Annotated in this window: 18 protein-coding genes; 7 read left to right on the forward strand and 11 right to left on the reverse strand. The window is 69.3% G+C overall.

Annotated features, from left to right (window positions below; genetic code table 11):
- Positions 1–490: 490 nt before the first annotated feature.
- A complete protein-coding gene (locus tag ACFOGJ_RS06470; RefSeq protein WP_379899009.1) occupies positions 491–922 on the reverse strand; it encodes a CBS domain-containing protein in 432 nt (143 codons plus the stop codon).
- A gap of 276 nt (positions 923–1,198) precedes the next feature.
- On the opposite strand from ACFOGJ_RS06470, the gene ACFOGJ_RS06475 reads away from it, so the two are divergent.
- A complete protein-coding gene (locus tag ACFOGJ_RS06475) occupies positions 1,199–1,885 on the forward strand; it encodes a DUF547 domain-containing protein (RefSeq protein WP_379899010.1) in 687 nt (228 codons plus the stop codon).
- Entirely contained in the window at positions 1,774–2,106 is a 333-nt protein-coding gene (locus ACFOGJ_RS06480; protein ID WP_379899094.1) for a hypothetical protein, read from the forward strand. The genes ACFOGJ_RS06475 and ACFOGJ_RS06480 overlap by 112 nt, the downstream gene beginning before the upstream one ends.
- Here the strand turns inward: ACFOGJ_RS06480 and ACFOGJ_RS06485 are convergent.
- Positions 2,103–2,900, reverse strand: a complete 798-nt coding sequence (locus tag ACFOGJ_RS06485) for an alpha/beta fold hydrolase (protein WP_379899011.1) — start codon at positions 2,898–2,900, stop codon at positions 2,103–2,105. The two genes, ACFOGJ_RS06480 and ACFOGJ_RS06485, sit on opposite strands and share 4 nt — an antisense overlap.
- A 113-nt stretch (positions 2,901–3,013) precedes the next feature.
- Here ACFOGJ_RS06485 and ACFOGJ_RS06490 point away from each other — a divergent pair, with 113 nt between their 5' ends.
- The 4 genes from ACFOGJ_RS06490 (at position 3,014) to ACFOGJ_RS06505 (ending at position 7,493) form a co-directional block, all read left to right on the forward strand.
- A complete protein-coding gene (locus tag ACFOGJ_RS06490; protein WP_379899012.1) occupies positions 3,014–4,543 on the forward strand; it encodes an acyl-CoA synthetase in 1,530 nt (509 codons plus the stop codon).
- Between the two features lie 163 nt (positions 4,544–4,706).
- A complete protein-coding gene (locus tag ACFOGJ_RS06495; protein WP_379899013.1) occupies positions 4,707–5,891 on the forward strand; it encodes a DUF3734 domain-containing protein in 1,185 nt (394 codons plus the stop codon).
- 64 nt (positions 5,892–5,955) lie between these two features.
- A complete protein-coding gene (locus ACFOGJ_RS06500) occupies positions 5,956–6,693 on the forward strand; it encodes an acetoacetate decarboxylase (RefSeq protein ID WP_379899014.1) in 738 nt (245 codons plus the stop codon).
- 17 nt (positions 6,694–6,710) lie between these two features.
- Entirely contained in the window at positions 6,711–7,493 is a 783-nt protein-coding gene (locus ACFOGJ_RS06505) for a 3-hydroxybutyrate dehydrogenase (RefSeq protein WP_379899015.1), read from the forward strand.
- Positions 7,494–7,503: 10 nt separating this feature from the next.
- Here ACFOGJ_RS06505 and ACFOGJ_RS06510 read toward each other — a convergent pair whose 3' ends face one another.
- On the reverse strand, positions 7,504–8,826 hold the full coding sequence (locus ACFOGJ_RS06510; protein ID WP_379899017.1) for a threonine/serine exporter family protein: 1,323 nt from the start codon (positions 8,824–8,826) through the stop codon (positions 7,504–7,506).
- Between the two features lie 199 nt (positions 8,827–9,025).
- Here ACFOGJ_RS06510 and ACFOGJ_RS06515 point away from each other — a divergent pair, with 199 nt between their 5' ends.
- Positions 9,026–9,622 (forward strand): cell wall hydrolase, encoded by a 597-nt coding sequence (locus ACFOGJ_RS06515; protein ID WP_379899018.1) that lies wholly within the window; start codon positions 9,026–9,028, stop codon positions 9,620–9,622.
- Here ACFOGJ_RS06515 and ACFOGJ_RS06520 read toward each other — a convergent pair.
- From ACFOGJ_RS06520 to ACFOGJ_RS06555, 8 genes are all read right to left on the reverse strand, one after another.
- Complete coding sequence (locus tag ACFOGJ_RS06520; protein WP_379899020.1) at positions 9,577–10,473, reverse strand: ATP-binding cassette domain-containing protein; 897 nt, start codon at positions 10,471–10,473, stop codon at positions 9,577–9,579. The genes ACFOGJ_RS06515 and ACFOGJ_RS06520 overlap by 46 nt on opposite strands.
- On the reverse strand, positions 10,470–11,351 hold the full coding sequence (locus ACFOGJ_RS06525) for an ABC transporter ATP-binding protein (RefSeq protein ID WP_379899021.1): 882 nt from the start codon (positions 11,349–11,351) through the stop codon (positions 10,470–10,472). Before ACFOGJ_RS06525 ends, ACFOGJ_RS06520 begins: the two co-directional genes overlap by 4 nt.
- Entirely contained in the window at positions 11,348–12,241 is an 894-nt protein-coding gene (locus ACFOGJ_RS06530) for an ABC transporter permease (protein ID WP_379899023.1), read from the reverse strand. Before ACFOGJ_RS06530 ends, ACFOGJ_RS06525 begins: the two co-directional genes overlap by 4 nt.
- Positions 12,238–13,242 (reverse strand): ABC transporter permease, encoded by a 1,005-nt coding sequence (locus tag ACFOGJ_RS06535; protein ID WP_379899024.1) that lies wholly within the window; start codon positions 13,240–13,242, stop codon positions 12,238–12,240. The genes ACFOGJ_RS06530 and ACFOGJ_RS06535 overlap by 4 nt, the downstream gene beginning before the upstream one ends.
- Before the next feature lie 80 nt (positions 13,243–13,322).
- On the reverse strand, positions 13,323–14,858 hold the full coding sequence (locus tag ACFOGJ_RS06540) for an ABC transporter substrate-binding protein (protein ID WP_379899025.1): 1,536 nt from the start codon (positions 14,856–14,858) through the stop codon (positions 13,323–13,325).
- A gap of 82 nt (positions 14,859–14,940) precedes the next feature.
- Positions 14,941–16,179, reverse strand: coding sequence for a dienelactone hydrolase family protein (locus ACFOGJ_RS06545; RefSeq protein ID WP_379899027.1), 1,239 nt, complete (start codon positions 16,177–16,179; stop codon positions 14,941–14,943).
- Positions 16,180–16,306: 127 nt separating this feature from the next.
- Entirely contained in the window at positions 16,307–17,098 is a 792-nt protein-coding gene (locus ACFOGJ_RS06550; protein WP_379899029.1) for an enoyl-CoA hydratase/isomerase family protein, read from the reverse strand.
- Positions 17,099–17,200: 102 nt separating this feature from the next.
- Positions 17,201–17,560 carry a VOC family protein gene (locus ACFOGJ_RS06555; RefSeq protein WP_379899095.1) on the reverse strand — a complete coding sequence of 120 codons (360 nt, stop codon included), beginning with the start codon at positions 17,558–17,560 and terminating at the stop codon, positions 17,201–17,203.
- Between the last annotated feature and the right edge of the window lie 2 nt (positions 17,561–17,562).

Below are 17,562 nucleotides of genomic sequence, written 5' to 3' on the forward strand. Positions count from 1 at the left end.
TTTCCCTAAGCAGACAAGCACTCGTCAGAGCACCGCCGCCCACAAAAATCCTTCCACACTTCCAACAATGTCCAATAACGCGTGACAGGACCGGGTGACCCGAAACTGTCATGTCCCCGATTTCAGCGCGCAAGAGGCCGCCGGCGAAGAGCCGGTAGTGACCCGAATGCGATCCTAGTCGAGGGCCTCGCGGGACTTTCGTCTGCGACGCTGGCTGCCGCCTTGCGCGACCGCCGGGCACCGCCGCCCCGTGAGAGGCCGGCTTCTTACCGAGGCCGGAACAGCGTGTCAAACGCTTTTTTCCGATCGGCAGCTGCCGGCAAAAACGGCGCCAACAGGAACCTGCAGCGCCGCGTCACAAGAAACCAAGATGGGTGATCATCCCCATCCTGTCAACAGGTTTCGAGATCGCGATCTGCACCCCAGGCGTCTGCCCGTCCGGCCTACCCGGGCCGCCGGCCCGCGCCGCCGCGGTTTCCCGCGGAGTGCGTCAGCCGGAGGCGATGTAGGCCTTCAGCGCGTCGGCCTCGGCCTGCTGCTCGGCCATCCGGCTCTTCACCACGTCGCCGATCGAGATCAGGCCGATCAGCTTGCCGTTGCGCCGCACAGGCAGGTGCCGGAACCGACGCTCGGTCATCACGTCCATGACCTGGTCGACATTGTCTTCCGGCGCGCAGAACACGACGTCCCTGGTCATCGCCGCACTGACCGGCAGCTCCATGGCGGCGGCGCCGTCGCGGGCCAGACAACGCACGATGTCGCGTTCCGACAGGACGCCGACGATCCGGTCCGGACCGTCCAGGATCAGCACCGCGCCGATCTTCTCTGCCGCCAGCACGCGCGCGACCTGAAGCAGGCTGTCGTCGGGCCGCGCGGTGACCACCGCGGCCCCCTTGGCACGCAGGATATGCTCCACAAGCATGGGGCGACCTCCCTCGTCTCTTGCACGGCCGCGCGTTGCGGCGCGGGCCTTGCCGGAAAGTGTGTACCCACCCCGGCACCGTGGCAAGACGACGCAGGTTAACGCGCCGGCCGCCAACAGCGATGCCGGGAAGCGATACGGCTCCCACCCGCGCCCGGTGCGGCTGTCCCTCCCGGTGCGCGTCTCCCTGCCGTGCACGCAGGCGTGACCCCGCCTGTGCGGCTCCGCCTGCTATCTGTTGGATATGGGGATGCCACGTGCGGTTGCGAGGGCGTGATGACGGGATTGTCGAAGCTGCCGGGACGCGGGGCCGGAGGCGCTGCATGGGCCCCGCTGCGGTGCCTACTCCTGCTGCTGGCGCTGCCGCTGCTGGCGGGCTTCGGCGGCCTGTCATTCAATGCCGGCCCCGATGCGGAGCTGCTGCCCCACTGGCAGGCGCAGGATGCCGGGTCGACGGTCACGGTCGACCATGCGCCGTGGCAGCTTTTCCTGGACCGCCATCTGCGCCCGAACCCGGTTCCGGGCGGGCCGGCGCTGGTCGCCTATGGGGCGGTCACGGCAGCGGACAGGGCCGCGCTGCGCGCCTATATCGACCGGCTTGCCGGCATCGAGGTCACCGCGCTGAACCGGGCGGAACAGTTCGCCTACTGGATCAATCTCTACAACGCCCTGACCGTTGACCTGGTGCTGGCCCACTATCCGGTCGCAACGATCCGCGACATCGATATCTCCCCCGGCCTTTTCGCCGACGGCCCCTGGGGCCGGGACCTGGTAAATGTGGAGGGGCGCGCCCTGTCCCTGGACGATATCTCGAGCACGGCATCCTGCGCCCGATCTGGCAGGACCCGCGCATCCACTATGCCGTCAACTGCGCCTCGATCGGCTGCCCCGCCCTGCAGGACCGCGCCTTCACCGCCGCCAATGCCGAGGCGCTGCTGGACGCAGGCGCGGCAGCCTATGTGAACAGCCCGCGCGGCGCGCGACTCGATCGCGAGGGTAAGCTCACCGTCTCGAGCCTGTACGACTGGTATGCGGTCGATTTCGGCAACGGCGCCGCCGGCGTGCTGGCGCATCTGCGGGCGCATGCGGCACCCGAACTGCGCCGGCAGCTTGAGAAAATCACCGCCATCGCCGATTCCGACTATGACTGGGCGCTCAACGACGGATCCGGCGGCGCGCGCTAGAATCCTGCCGGCGGCAGATCGGCCAGGAAGGCCTCGAGCGCCGCGTTGAAGGCGGCCGGCCGCTCCAGATTGGAGATATGACCCGCGCCCTCGATCACAACGTAGCGGCTGCCGGGAATCGCCGCGGCCATGCGCTTCATCACCACCGGCGGCGCCACCCTGTCGGCGCTGCCGGCCAGCACCAGCACCGGCATCGACAGCGCGGCCAGCGCATCCCGCCGGTCGAAGACGGTGAGCATCGAGAGCATGCCGCGATAGGTGGCTTCCGGCACGGCGGCCATGGCGGCGGTCGCCGCCGCCTCCGCCGCCGGATCGGCGCCCTTCGCCACCATGTTGCGCATCAGCTCCGGCGCCAGGTGGGCCATGCTGCGGCCGGCATCCAGCGGCGCCAGGCGCTCCGCCAGGAACTTCGCCTGCCAGTCGCCGCTCGCCGGGCCGAAGGAGGGGCTGGTGCCCGACAGGACCAGGCCGCGCAGCCGGTCGCCATGCCGCGCGGCGACCTCCTGCGCCAGCATGCCGCCCATGGAATGGCCGACCAGCACCGTCTGGTCCATCTGGAGCGAATCCAGCAGGCGCGGCACCGCGGCCGCCAGCTCCGCCCAGTCGAACCGCGCCGGCGCAGGGCTGTCGCCATAGCCCGGCCCGTCCCAGGCCATCGCCCGCCAGCCGCGAGCGCCGAAATGGGCGAGCTGGGGGTCGAACAGGGTCCGGTTGCCGCCGATGCCGTGCAGGAACAGCAGCAGCGGCCCCTGCCCTTCCGACTTGAAGGCTGGAAGTGCCCCCGGGTTCGCCATGATGCCGTCCGTTCCGCCGATTGCAGGTCCCTGTCGCCGACGGCAGACTGCCGCGCAACCGGGCCGACGACAATCCGGACCGGGTTGCGAATCCAGTGGGATGGGGAGGAAGAATGGAGCCGTTCCTGCTTTCGGGCGAGCGCCGGCTGTCGCGCGCGCAGATGCTGGAGAACGCGGCACGCGCCGCCACCGGCTTCGACGCCCTCGGCATCGGGCCCGACGACAGCATCGCCTACATGCTGCGCAACGACTTCCCCGCGCTGGAGGTGCTGAACGCCGCCAATCATATCGGCGCCCTGGCGGTGCCGATGAACTGGCATTTCGGCCGGCGCGAGGCCGGGCATGTGCTGCGCGACTGCGCGGCGAAGGCGCTGGTGGTGCATGAGGACCTGCTGCCGCAGATCCCGCTGCAGGACTTCCCAGACCTGAAAGTGCTGGTGGTGCCGACTCCGCCGGAGCTCCGCGCCGCCTATCGCGCGCCGGCGGAGCCGGCAACGGTGCCGGCGACAGCCGCGGAATGGCACGGCTGGGTCGCCGGCCATGCGCCCTGGACGGCACCGCCGCCGCCGGCGCGCGGCTCGATGATCTACACCTCCGGCACCACCGGGGTGCCGAAGGGCGTGCGCCGCAAGCCGGCCGACGCGGCCACCGCCCAGGCCAGCCTCGCCCTACTGGCGCGCGGCTTCGGCGTGGTGCCGGGGATGCGCACGGTGATGACCGGGCCGCTCTATCACAGCGCCACCGTCTCCTATGCCCGCGGCGCCAGCCAGCAGGCGGACTGTTTCGTGCTGATGCCGCGCTTCGACGCGGAAGAGCTCCTGGCGCTGATCGAGCGTCACCGGCTGGGCCGCATGCACATGGTGCCGACCATGTTCGTCCGCCTGCTGCGCCTGCCCGACGCGGTGAAGCGGAAATACGACCTTTCCTCGCTGGAATTCGTCGTCCACGGCGCCGCCCCCTGCCCGCCGGAGGTGAAGCGGGCGATGATCGACTGGTGGGGGCCGGTGATCCACGAATATTACGGCTCCACCGAGGCCAGCATCGTCACCGTCGCCTCCAGCGACGACTGGCTGAAGCATCCCGGCACGGTCGGCCGCCCCGATCCGGAGCGGCGCTTTGCGATCGTCGGCGAGGACGGCCGGGTGCTGCCGCCGGGCGAGACGGGGGAGATCTTCGTCGGCCTGGAGGGGCTGTCGGACTTCACCTACAACCGCATGGACGAGAAGCGCGCCGAGATCGACCGCGACGGCATGGTCACCAACGGCGATGTCGGCTTCCTGAACGGCGACGGCTATCTGTTCCTGTGCGACCGCAAGCGCGACATGATCATCTCCGGCGGGGTGAACATCTACCCGGCGGAAATCGAGGCGGAGATCATGACCCATCCCGCCATCGCCGACTGCGCGGTGTTCGGCATTCCCGACGACGAGTTCGGTGAGGCGATCGCCGCCGCGATCTGCGTGCAGGCGGGCCACGATCTCTCCGCCAAGGATCTCTCCGCCTACCTGGCGGAGCGGATGGCCCGCTACAAGCTGCCGCGGGTGATCGACCTGCATGACAGCCTGCCGCGCGAGGACAGCGGCAAGATCTTCAAGCAGCGCCTGCGCGCGCCCTACTGGGAGAAGGCCGGCCGACAGATCTGAACGCGTTCCCGGTCCCTGCCGCGGCAGCGAGGCAGGGCGAAGATGCCGATTCCGCGGCGGCGCATGTCGAAGCATGTCGCGCGCCGCGAACGCATTGCCAAGCGGCGGCTTCCCGCTCATATTGCACCGCACAAGAGACCCCGAAGACGCGGGAGCGGAAGCCATGAACGTACCGGATTCCCGGAAGCCCAACCGGTCGGGCGACCTGCCCGCGGAATTCGCCAGCCAGACGCCGGCGACCCTGCGGGGCCCCTGCCAGCGGGTCGCGCTGATCCTGCAGGGCGGCGGTGCCCTGGGCTCCTACCAGGCCGGTGCTTACGAGGCGCTGCAGGACGGCGGCTACCTGCCCGACTGGGTGGCGGGCATCTCCATCGGTGCGATCAACACAGCGATCATCGTCGGCAACCGGCCGGAAGACCGGGTGAAGCGGCTGCGGGAATTCTGGGAGCGGATGACGGCCGTGCATCCGCTGCTGGACGCGATCAACTCCGACGCGACCGCCCACCTGATCAATGCCTGGTCGGCTAATTTCACCGCGCTGCGCGGCGTGCCCGGCTTCTTCTCCCCGCGGCTGCCGGCCCCCTTCTTCCAGCCGGTCGGCACGCCGGCGGCGACCAGCTACTACGACACCTCCGCCCTGCGGGAGACCCTGCTGGAGTTCGTCGACTTCGACCTGCTGAACAACGGGCCGGTGCGGCTCAGCGTCGGCGCGGTGAACGTGCAGACCGGCAACCAGGTCTTCTTCGACAATTCGCAGATGGAGATCCGGGTCGAGCATATCATGGCCTCCGGCGCCCTGCCGCCGGGCTTCCCGGCGGTGATGATCGACGGCGAGTTCTGGTGGGACGGCGGCATCGTCTCCAACAACCCGCTGCAGATCGTCCTCGACGAGGAGCCGCGGATCTCCACCCTCTGCTTCCAGATCGACCTGTTCTCCGCCCGCGGCGTGCTGCCCCGCACCCTGCCGGAGGTCGAGGCGCGGCAGAAGGACATCCAGTATTCCAGCCGCACCCGCGCCAATACCGACCGGGTGCGCCGGATGCAGGACCTGCGCCGCAAGCTGCACTATGCGCTGCAGCAGCTGCCGAAGGAGAAGCTGGAATCCAAGGAGATGCAAACGCTCTGGGATGAGAGCTGCGCGGCGCAGATGCACATCGCGCACCTGATCTACCGGCCGCGGCCGGGCGAACAGGCGTCGAAGGACTACGAATTCTCCCGCGCCACCATGCTCTCGCGCTGGCGCCGCGGGCGCTACGACACCCGCTACGGCCTGCGCAACAAGGGCTGGCTGAAGCCGCTGCCCGACAATGAGGGTGTCGCGACCTACGACCTGACCGCCCGGACCTGACCGCAACCTGCGGCCAGCCCGACCGCCACCCCACCGACCGCCCCAACCAGGCAAGAGGCCAGCCGTGACCGAAGACGAAGTGCGCGCCAAGGCGTTCGCGATGCCGCTCTACTGCCCGTCCTACCCGCCGGGGCCGTACCGGTTCATCAACCGCGAGTTCTTCATCATCACCTACCGCACCGACCCGGAGCTGCTGCGCCGGATCGTGCCGGCGCCGCTGGAGGTCGCGGCGCCGCATGTGAAGTTCGAGGTGATCAACATGCCGGACTCCGCCGGCTTCGGAAATTATGTGGAATCGGGCCAGGTGATCCCGGTGACCTACAAGGGCAAGCCCGGCGGCTATGTCCACATGATGTTCCTGAACGACCATCCGCCGATCGCCGGCGGGCGGGAGCTCTGGGGCTTCCCCAAGAAGCTCGCCGACCCGACCTTCGAGGTGGTGCGCGACACCCTGACCGGCACCCTGGACTATAACGGCCAGCGGGTCGCCACCGCGACGATGGGCTACAAGTACCAGAGCCTGGATGCGGCCGAGGTGAAGACCGCGCTGGAAGGCGACAACTACATGATGAAGATCCTGCCGCATGTGGACGGCACGCCCCGGGTCTGCGAGCTGGTCGGCTACAACCTGACCGACATCACGGTGAAGGGCGCCTGGCGCGGCCCGGCGCGGCTGGAGCTGTTCCACAACGCGATGGCGCCGGTGGCCGACCTGCCGGTGCTGGAAGTGATCGACGCGATCCACATCAACACCGACCTGACCCTGCCCTATGGCCGCGTCGTCCACGACTATCTCGCCTGAAAGAGGAGAGGAAGATCATGTCCGTGAGAGACAAGGTTTCCGTCGTCACCGGCGCCGCCTCCGGCATCGGCAAGGAGATCGCCATCGAGTTCGCCAAGGGCGGCGCCAAGGTGGTGATCGCCGACCTGAACCTGGACGGTGCGGAGGCCGCGGCGAAGGAGCTGCGCGACGGCGGCGGCCGGGCGATGGCGGTGGCGATGGACGTCACCAGCGAGGAGCAGGTGAATGCCGGCATCGACAAGGCGGCGTCGGAATTCGGCGGCATCGACGTGCTGGTCAGCAATGCCGGCATCCAGCACATCGCGGCGGTCGACGAGCTGGAATATTCCTGGTGGAAAAAGATGCTGGCGATCCACCTGGACGGCGCCTTCCTGACCACCAAGGCCTGCCTGAAGCATATGTATTCCCAGGGCCGCGGCGGCAGCGTGATCTACATGGGCTCCGTCCATTCCAAGGAGGCCTCGGTGCTGAAGGCGCCCTATGTCACCGCCAAGCACGGCCTGGAGGGCCTCTGCCGGGTGGTGGCAAAGGAAGGCGCGCAGCACAAGGTCCGCGCCAACCTGATCTGCCCCGGCTTCGTCCGCACCCCGCTGGTCGACAAGCAGATCCCGGAGCAGGCGCGCGACCTCGGCATCTCCGAGGAGGAGGTGGTGAAGAACGTGATGCTGAAGAACACCGTGGACGGCGAATTCACCACGGTGCAGGACGTCGCCCAGTGCGCCGTCTTCCTGGCCGGCTTCGAGACCAACGCGCTGACCGGCCAGTCGCTGATCGTCAGCCACGGCTGGTTCATGGAGTGACCCGGACCGCTCAGCCGGGCCTGCGGCCTGCTCCCGCATCGGGGCGCCGCAGGCCCGGCAGGCGGCTTTCCAGCGCCAGCCGGGGCAGGATCACACCGGCGCACATCACGAAGACGATCATCGCCGCGGTGGTGCCGCTCGCCACCGCCGTCAGCAGCAGCCGGGGCGGCGCGGTCGCGCCTGCCCGCGCGATATCGACCAGGGCGGCAGCCGTCTCGAACAGGTAGAGCCCCGGCATCATCGACACCGTGGAGACGAAGGCGAAGGCGGCGAAGGGAAAGCGCAGCCGGTCCGCCAGGACGGCCGCCGCGGTGCCGGCCAGCAGGCAGGCCAGGAAGGTCGATCCTTCCAGGCTCAGCCCCCATTCCAGCAGCCACCAGCGCAGGCCATGCGCCACCATGCCGATCGCCATCGGCACCGGCAGCGCCCGCCAGGGCATGCTGAAGAAGCTGCCGAAGGCGGCGACCGCCAGGCCCGCCGCCAGCATGTCGTGCCACCAGGCGACCTGCACCGCCCCCCCGCCGATCGGCAGCACGCCGCCGGCAAGCGACAGGCCCAGCAGCAGGCCGGCGCAGATCATCAGCACGATCAGCAGCGCATAGCTGACCCGCGCCAGGCCGATCGCCACCCGCAGCCGCGCCAGGTCCACCCCGCCGTTCAGCAGATGCGCGCCGGGCACCAGGATCATGCAGGGACAGACCAGGATAAGGCGCGGGTCGATGCCCAGCCCGGCGGCCGGGCCTGCGGCGATCACGGCGGGCCCCAGCAGGCCGGCCAGCAGCGCGGCGCAGAGCGGCTGCAGCAGCGGATTGTCGCTGACCCGCGCCAGCCCCCGCCGCAGCCAGGCGCCGAGGCCGGCGCTGACCATGATCGCCGCCAGGGTGGCCGGGTCGGCCGCGCCGAAAATCACCCCCAGCGCGGCGGCGCCGAGGGCCGCCATCACAGCGAAACGCAGGGTGGAAGACGGTGACAGGCGGCCGATCCGCGCGAATTCCGTCTGTGCCGCTGCCGGCGCCAGGCGGCCCGTGCATACCGCATCGACGGCGCGCAACCCTTCGGCGATCCGGTTCATGTCGGCGCCGACCGGCCGCGCCCGCACCACCATCGGCAGCGAACGACCGTCGACCAGCAGGGTCAGTTCGCCCCACTGCACCAGCAGGTCGGCACGCAGGCCAAGCGCCGCGCCCAGCCGCGCGATATTGGCGCTCAGCGCCTCGGAAGTCAGGCCGTTGACGAACAGCAGCCGCGCCGCGGTTTCCAGCAGGGCGACGTTGTCCGCAGCATCGGACGGCGCGTGCGGTTCCTGCGGCGGGTCGGATGGGATCTCAGGCAAGGTTCGGTCGTCCGGTGGCGCGGAAGGAGTGGGCAGGGCGCGACGGGAATCCGCTCGCCGCGGCCCATTCTGCGCGCGATCCAGTGCGGCGTCTCCTGCACTCCGCACCCCGGCTGTGGGCGGCGGACCCGCCGCACCTGCCGGAGATCGGCCATCTGCCGGCCCGATTGCCGCCGCAATCCCCGGGCATCCGGTTCGCATGAAGACGTTGACCCTGTTCCTTGCGGCCGCGCTGCTCTGCCTTCCGGCGGCGGCGCAGGCCGACCCCGCCGCGGCCCAGCGGCTGTCCAGTCCCGCCGCCCAGGCGCGCCTGCTGGCCATGACAGAGCCGGACTGCGACCGGCTGCGCGACGAGCCCCTCGCCTGCCTGGCCTGCAACCTCTATCACGAGGCCCGGTCGGAGGGCCGCGACGGCATGCGGCTGGTGGGCAAGGTCACGATGAACCGGGTCGCCAGCCCCGCTTTCCCCGATCGCATCTGCGAGGTGGTCTGGCAGCGCCGGGGGAAGGGCCGCGCCCAGTTCTCATGGACCGACGACGGGCGTGCCGACCTGGTGCGCGAGCCGGATGCCTGGCGCGACGCGGTCGCCAATGCTGCCGTGATGATCCACGACCATTTCGATCCCCACGTCACCGCCCGGATCGACGGCCGCAGCTATGGCCCGGACCTGCTCTGGTATCATACGGACTCGGTCACGCCGGACTGGAGCCGGCATCTGCAGAAGGCAGCCGCGGTGGGCCGCCACATCGCCTACCGCGCGCCGCCGGAACCGCCCGCGGAGGCGCCATCGACCTGATCCGCAGCACCACGGGCATCGTCGAAGATCCAGCCCGGCTGCACCTCCGGCAGCGGGATCGCCGCCAGAAGCTCCTGCGTATAGGGATCGCCGGGCGCGGCGAAGACGCCTTCGCAGGTCCCCTCTTCCACGATGCGGCCGTGGCGCAGCACCACGACCCGGTCGCAGAGCACCCGCACCACCGACAGGTCGTGGCTGATGAAGACCAGGGCCAGGCCCAGGTCGCGCTTCAGCTCGTTCAGCAGCGCCAGGATCTGCGCCTGGCTGGAGACGTCGAGGCCGGAGACCACCTCGTCCGCCACCACCAGGCGCGGCTTCAGGGCGATGGCGCGGGCGATGCCGACCCGCTGCCGCTGGCCGCCTGACAATTCGTGCGGATAGCGCCCGGCGAAGGATGGCGGCAGGCCGACCCGCTCCAGCAGCGCGGAAGCCTGGGCCCAGGCGTCGCGGCGGCCCTTCGCGCGGCCGAAGGCGTGCAGCGGCTGGGACAGGATCTCGCCGATCCGCGCCCGCGGGTTCAGGGAGGATTGCGGGTCCTGGAAGATGAACTGCATGTCCGCCCGCAACGGCCGAAGTGCGCCTTCCCCCAGCCCGGTGATGTCGCGGTCCTCGAAGGTCAGGCGCCCGGCCGTGGGCCGGTAGAGCCGCATCAGGGTGCGGCCCAGGCTGGTCTTGCCGGACCCGCTCTCCCCCACCAGGCCGACGCTCTCGCCCGCGCCAACGGTCAGGTCGATGTCCTGCAGGATGTCGAGCAGCGGCGGGGCGCCGAAGCCGAGCCGGCCGGCACGGGCGCCGCGGTCCGGCAGGCTGAGGCCAAGGCCCTCCGCACGGATCAGCGGTTCGGCGGTCACGTGCCCGCCTCCCCCCGGTCCTGCGCATGCGCCTCGGCCCAGAGCCTGGACAGCAGCTCCGGCGGGATCGGGTGCAGCGCGTCGGCCGGCTGGTCGTAGCGCGGCGTCGCGGCGAACAGGGCCTGCGTATAGGGGTGCTGCGGCGCGGCGAACAGGTCGGCGGTGAGGCCCGCCTCCAGGATGCGGCCGGCATGGATCACGGTGACCCGGTCGCAGATCTTCGCCACGACACCGAGGTCGTGGGTGACGAACAGAATTGCCGTGTCGGCGCGGCCCTGCATTTCCTTCAGCAGGCGCAGGATCTGGCGCTGCACGGTGACGTCCAGGGCCGTGGTCGGTTCGTCGGCGACGATCAGGTCCGGGTCGCAGGCAAAGGCGATGGCGATCAGCACCCGCTGGCGCATGCCGCCGGACAGTTCGTGCGGGTATTGCCGCAGCACCCGGGCCGGGTTGCGGATATGCACTGAGTCCAGCAGCGCCTCCGCCCGGGCCAGGGCCTCCGCCTTCGACAGCGCCAGGTGCAGGCGCAGCACGTCGGTGACCTGGCGGCCGATCCGGTGCACCGGGTTCAGCGCGGTCATCGGGTCCTGCGGGATCAGCGCGATCTTTGCGCCCAGCAGCCGCCGCCGCTCCGCCACCGGCATCGCCAGCAGGTCGCGGCCGCGATAGCGCACCGTGCCGGCGGTCACCCGCGCCGAACCGGGCAGCAGGTCCAGCACGGTGCGGCCCACCATCGACTTGCCGGCTCCGCTCTCCCCCACCAGGCCCAGCACCTCGCCCGGTGCCACCGACAGGTCGACGCCGCGCAGGATCGGCACGGCCGCCCGGCCGCGGCCGACGGACATGTGCAGGCCGGCAACCTCCAATGTCGCCGTCATCGCCGCATCACCGGATCCAGGACCCGCCGCAGACCGTCGCCGAGCGCGTTGAAGCCCAGCACCACGACGATCAGGCAGAGGATGGGGAAGGTCATGATCCACCAGGCGTCGTGGATGTATTGCCGGCCCTCCGCGATCAGCCCGCCCCAGGTCGGTTCGTCGGACGAGATCGACAGGCCGACGAAGCTGAGGATCGCCTCCACGATCACGGCGATGCCCATCTCCAGGGTCAGCAGGGTGATCAAGAGCGGCATCACGTTCGGCAGCACTTCGGTGCGCAGGGTGCGGAACGAGGCCAGGCCCAGGGTGCGGGCGGCCAGGACATAGTCCTGCTCCTTCTGCACCAAGGTCTCCGCCCGGACGACGCGGCAGAAGCGGGTCCAGTCGATCACCGCGATGGCGATGATGACGGCCTCCAGCCCGGTGCCGATCACCGCGACCAGGACGATGGCGAGCAGCACCGCGGGGAAGGCCATCCAGATGTCGACCAGGCGGCTGATCACGGCATCGACCCAGCCGCCGAAGAAGCCCGCCAGCAGCCCCAGCACGGTGCCCATCACCGCGGCGGCCAAAGCCGCCACCACCGCCACGATCACCGCCACCCGGGCGCCGTAGATCAGGCGGGAGGCCAGGTCCCGGCCCAGGCTGTCGGTGCCCAGCGGATAGCCGGGCTCCGCACCCTCGACCCAGAACGGCGGCAGCTGGCCCAGCATCAGGTCCTGCTGCAGCGGGTCGTGCGGCGCCAGCAGCGGCGCGAAGATGGCAGCCAGCAGCAGCAGCGCCGCGACGATGCCGCCGAACCAGACCCGCGGGTTGCGCAGCGCCGCCGCCAGCGCTCCGGTACGCGGCCGTTCGCCCGGCGCTGCCAGGGAAGCAGATGCGCCGCTCATCGCCGCAGCCGCGGGTTCAGGGCCGCATAGCTCATGTCGACCAGAAGGTTCACGACGATGAAGATCACCGCGAAGGTCAGCACCAGGCCCTGGATCAGCGGCAGGTCGCGCTGGATCACAGCGCCGATCGCCATGTTGCCGATACCGGGATAGGAGAAGATGCGTTCGATCAGCACGGTGCCGCCGATCAGGAAGGTGAACTGCACCCCGCCCAGGGTGACGGTCGGGATCGCTGCGTTCTGCAGCGCCTGGTGCAGGATGATCCGCCAGCGGCCCATGCCGCGCGCCTTCGCCATGGCGACGTAATCCTCCTGCAGCACCCCCTGCAGGGAGGATTTCAGCAGCCGCGCCACCGCGGCGACCAGCGGCAGGGCCAGCGCCACCGCCGGCAGCACCAGGTGCGCGACGATATCGCCGAAGATGCGCCATTCGCCGCGGACCAGGCTCTCCACCAGATAGAAGCCGGTGGCGAACTCGAAGCCCAGCCTGGGGTCGATGCGGCCGGAGATCGGCAGCAGCGGCACCGCCACCCCCAGCAGCAGGATGAAGATCAGGCCCCACAGGAAGTCGGGGATCGCCAGGGTCAGGCCGGTGAAGCCGTCGACCAGCACCTCCGCCGGACCGTCCTGCCCCCAGGTGCCGACCAGGGCCAGCGCGACACCCAGCGCGACGGCCAGGACGATGGCGGCGACCGCCAGCTCCAGGGTGGCGGGCAGGCGGCCCAGGATCAGCTCCACCACGTCGCGGCGCATGCTGATCGAGGTGCCGAACTCGCCCTGCAGGATCTCCCCCGCCCAGCGGATGAACTGCTGCCAGATCGGCGCGTCCAGGCCGTAGAGCCGGCGCAGGTTGGCGATATCGGCTTCCGACGCGCCGGGCGGGATCATCATCGCGATCGGGTCGCCGGGGACGACGCGCAGCAGCACGAAGACGATCACCGCGACCCCGATCAGGGTCGGCACGGCGAGCGCCAGGCGTTTCAGGACGAAGGCGGCGGGCATAGTTCAGTCGGAACGCAGAGGGGCGGCCGGACCGCGCCGGCCGCCCCCTGCTCCGCCCATGGACCCGTGAGGCCGCAGCCTCACATGTCCAGCTTCACGTTCTGCGGCAGGACGAAGTTGGCGACATGCGGCGTCACCGTGATCCCGTCGCGATGCACGATCGGCTGCACGTATTGCAGCAGCGGGATCACATAGGCGTTCTCGGCGATATACCTGTCCACCGCCTTGTAGCCCTCGATCCGCTTCGCCTCGTCCGTCTCGCCCCAGAGCGGGCCGATCATCGCGTCCAGGTCGTCGGTGTCCCAGGTGGAATGCGGCGACGGCCCGAACATGGCGAAGCCGGTGGAGGTCGCCGGGTCGCCGATCGCATTGCCCCAGTTGTAGAAGGCGGCCGGCGCCAGGGTGTCCTGCGCGCGCAGTTCGTAATGCTTGGCGATCTCATAGACCTCGATGTCGGCCTCGATCCCGACATTGCGCCACATGCCGACGATCGCCTGGATCATCTCATAGTCCTTCGGCTTGAAGCCGCGGGTCGTCTGGATCGTGAACTTGACCGGGTTGTCCTTCGAATAGCCGGAAGCCGCCAGCAGCTCCTTCGCCTTCTCCGGGTCGTAGGGCACGGACGTGCCGGCGTCGAAGGCCGCATATTCGGGCGCCTGCAGGGTGTCGATCGGCACGCCGTAGCCGCGCAGCAGCCGGTCGACGATCGCCTTCTTGTTGATCGCGAGCGCCGCCGCCTTGCGGACGTTCGGGTCTTCCATCGGACCCACGTCGTTCAGGAAGATCATGCCGATGTCGGAGACCGGGGTGGAGACGCCTTCCAGCCCCTCCTTCTCCTTCAGGCGGTCGAACTGCTCGTAGGGGATCTCGAGCGTGATGTCGGCGGAGCCGCTCTCCACCTCCGCCACGCGGGAGGTGGCGTCGGGCACGAACTTGAAGACCACCGTCTCGAAGTCCGGCTTCGGGCCCCAGTACTTGTCGAAGCGCTTCAGGCGAACGAAGCCGTTGGGCTGGAACTCCTCCACCATGTAGGGGCCGGAACCGATGGGCGCCTTCTCAAAGCCTTCGGCACCGACCTTCTCGTAATAGGCCTTGGGCAGCACGAAGCCGGTCAGGAAGGCCATCCACTTGAACAGGGTCGGCTCGAACTCCTTCACGTCGGCGGTGATTTTGTTGCCGTCGATCTGGAAGTTGCCGATCTTGCCCCAGACGAACTGGATCGGATTGCCGGTGTCCGGATTGCCGGCGCGCTCCAGCGACCAGACCACGTCCTCGGGCGTGACCTTGGACCCGTCATGCCAGAAGGCATCGTCGCGCACGGTCATGTGGACCTTGGTCTTGTCCTCGTTCCAGCCCCATTCGGTCAGAATGCCGGGCTTGAAGCTCAGGTCCGGGTTCTGGTCGATATAGGTGTCGAAGACCGACTTGTAGATCGACTGGATCGTCGGATTGACCGCCGACAACCCGACCGTCGGATCCCAGGACGGCAGGTTGACGTTGTAGGCGATGGTCAGGGTCTTGTCGTCGGCGGCACGGGCATCGCCCGGCACGGCCGCGACCGCCACAGCACCGGCCAGCAGGGCCGTCGCCAGCGCGGTCCGCAGAAGCTTCTTCATGTTCCTCACACTCCCCGTCGTTCGGCTCCGGCCGCCGGTCCCCCGGCGGCCATCGGCTTTCCGTCCCGAAAGTCCGGCGGTTCTATTCTGCCGCCTGGTTCTCGCTCTCCGCCCACCGCTTCATCAGGGTGTTGGAGGGCAGGGTCTCGTCGATCAGCTTCTTCGCCGTCTCCTGGCCCGCCACCGGCAGGTTGGCCGGGTCCAGCAGGCCGATCTGCACCAGGACCGAGGCCTGATCCCAGTAGATATGCTCGTGATAGAGCTTGTCGCCGCGGAAGCAGACGATGGCGACCAGCGGGATCTCGACATACTTGCCCGTCGGCTTCACGCCGGGAAGCATCCAGTCGATCTCGGTATCGTGGGTGAAGCAGAACAGCATCTCGTCCACCACCCGGTCGGCGCCGATGGTGCGGCTGACCGGGATCAGCTTCGTGTCGGCCGGATTGCTGTTCACGAAATGGTGCTGGTAGAAGCGCGCCAGATGCTTCTGCCCCACCCCGCCGGTCATCGTCGGGATGTGGTTGACATAGGGCTCCGCCACCATCGTCGACATCGTCGCCGGCACGTCGCGGGTCGCGAACTCGTAGTAGCAGTGCATGTCCCACAGGGCCGACAGGTCGTAATGCGGTCCCATCACCCGGCGGAACAGGGCGATGGCGCGGGAATGCGCCATGCTGGAGGCCGGCTTGTCGTACTGCGCCCGGCCCTTGGCGGAAAAGCCGTGGTCGGCGCCGGGATAGACATAGACCTCCGCTTCCGGCACGTCCTTGAGGCCGTCGCGGATCTTCTCCACCACCTCCGGCGGGGTGTACTTGTCCAGCTCGCCCAGATGCAGCTGCAGCGGGCAGGAGATCTCCTTCGCCGCGTCCAGCAGCTGCTCGATGCCGACGCCGTAATAGCCGACGGCGCAGTCCACGTCGGTCTTCGCCGCGGTCAGGTAGGCCAGGGTGCCGCCCAGGCAGAAGCCGATCGCACCGACCTTACCCTTGCAGGCCGGATGGGACCGCAGCGCGGCGATGGTCGCCGCGATGTCCGCCACCGCCTGCGGCTGGTCGAAGCGTTCCAGAAAGCCGAAGGCCTTCTTGAAGTCCGCCTCGCCATAGCCCAGGTCGACACCGGGCTCCATGCGCCAGAACAGGTCCGGCGCCACGGCGACATAGCCTTCCTCGGCATAATAGTCGCAGACGCCGCGGATATTGGCGTTGACGCCGAAGATCTCCTGCAGGACCACGATGCCGGGCCCCGAGCCCTTCTCCGGCAGAGCCAGATAGCCCTTGAAGCTGCCGCCGTCGGCGGCCTGGATGTCGATCATCGTCCCCATGGCACCCGCTCCTCAACCAAGATCCGGATTCTGCGCGCCCGCCGCAGCGAAGCGCCTTCGTATGCAAATGGTCGCCGGCCGCCGATGGTAGCCGGCCACTGGGCCCGGCGACAGGCCATTCCGGCGGTCAGCCGCCGACGAAATTCGGCTTGCGCTTCTCGACGAAGGCGGCGATCCCTTCCTGCGCGTCCTGGGTGCGCACGATATTGGCCATGCCGCGCGCCTCATATTCCATCTGCGTGTCGAGCGGCGCGTTCTGCGAATCCAGCAACAGCGCCTTCACCACGCCGAACGCCATCGTCGGCCCGCGGGCCAGGTCCTCCGCCAGGCCGATGGCGGTGTCCATCAGCTCCGCCGCCGGCACCACCCGGTTCACCAGCCCCCAGGCCTGCGCCTCCTCCGCCGACAGCACCCGGTTGGTGAACAGCAGTTCCTTCGCCCGGTGCACGCCGATCAGCCGCGGCAGGAAATGGGTGGAGGAACCGTCCGGCGACAGCCCGGCGGCGGTATAGGCCATGGTGAACTTCGCCTTGTCGGCCGCCAGGATCAGGTCGCCGGTCATCGCGAAGCTGAAGCCGCCGCCGGCGGCGGTGCCGTTCACCGCCATGATCACCGGCGCTTCCATCCGGTTGAAGACCGAGATCGCGCGGTGCAGCTGGCTGGTGATCCGCATCATGAAGCTGGGCAGGTCGGCGGCATTGTCCAGGAAGCCCTTCAGGTCGCCGCCGGCACAGAACATCTTCTCGCCCGCGCCGGTGATCACCACCGCACGAACGGTCGGGTCGGCATCGCAGGCGAGCGCCGCGTCGTGCAGCTCCGTCGCCATCCGCAGGGTCAGGGCATTCGCCTCGTTCGGCCGGTTCAGGGTGATGATCGCCACGGTGTCGCGGCGCTCGATCGTGATGTCCTGGAAGTCCATATCGTCCCCCTCGCAACTGGCCCCGGCAGCCCGGCCGGCGGTTCCGGCGGGCCAGCATAGGCGGTGCGGCGGCGGGCACAAGACGGTGGTGCGGCCATTCCGTCAGCCGAGATCCTGTCCGAACATGATGCGATGGCCGTCCGGCGTGGCGACCGGCATTTCCCGCATCCCCCAGGGCTTGTCCTGCGGTGGCGGGACGGCCGCGCCGCGGGCGGCGATCTCGGCGTGATAGGCATCCACATCGGCCAGCACGACATAGGCGAAATACTGGTGGTCGCCGAGGTCCGCCGGCGGGATCGCGTCCGGGCATTCGCCGAGCATCAGGGAGCAGGCGCCGCGGCGCAGGAAGATCCAGCCCGGCGGTTCCGCCCAGACCTGGAAGCCCATCACCTCCGTCCACCAGCGCGCCGTGGCGGCGATGTCCGGTACCGCCAGGACATGATGCTGGGCGGTCACCTGCATTG

Source organism: Marinibaculum pumilum (assembly GCF_042646425.1).
GTDB classification, from domain to species: Bacteria; Pseudomonadota; Alphaproteobacteria; order Ferrovibrionales; family Ferrovibrionaceae; genus Marinibaculum; species Marinibaculum pumilum.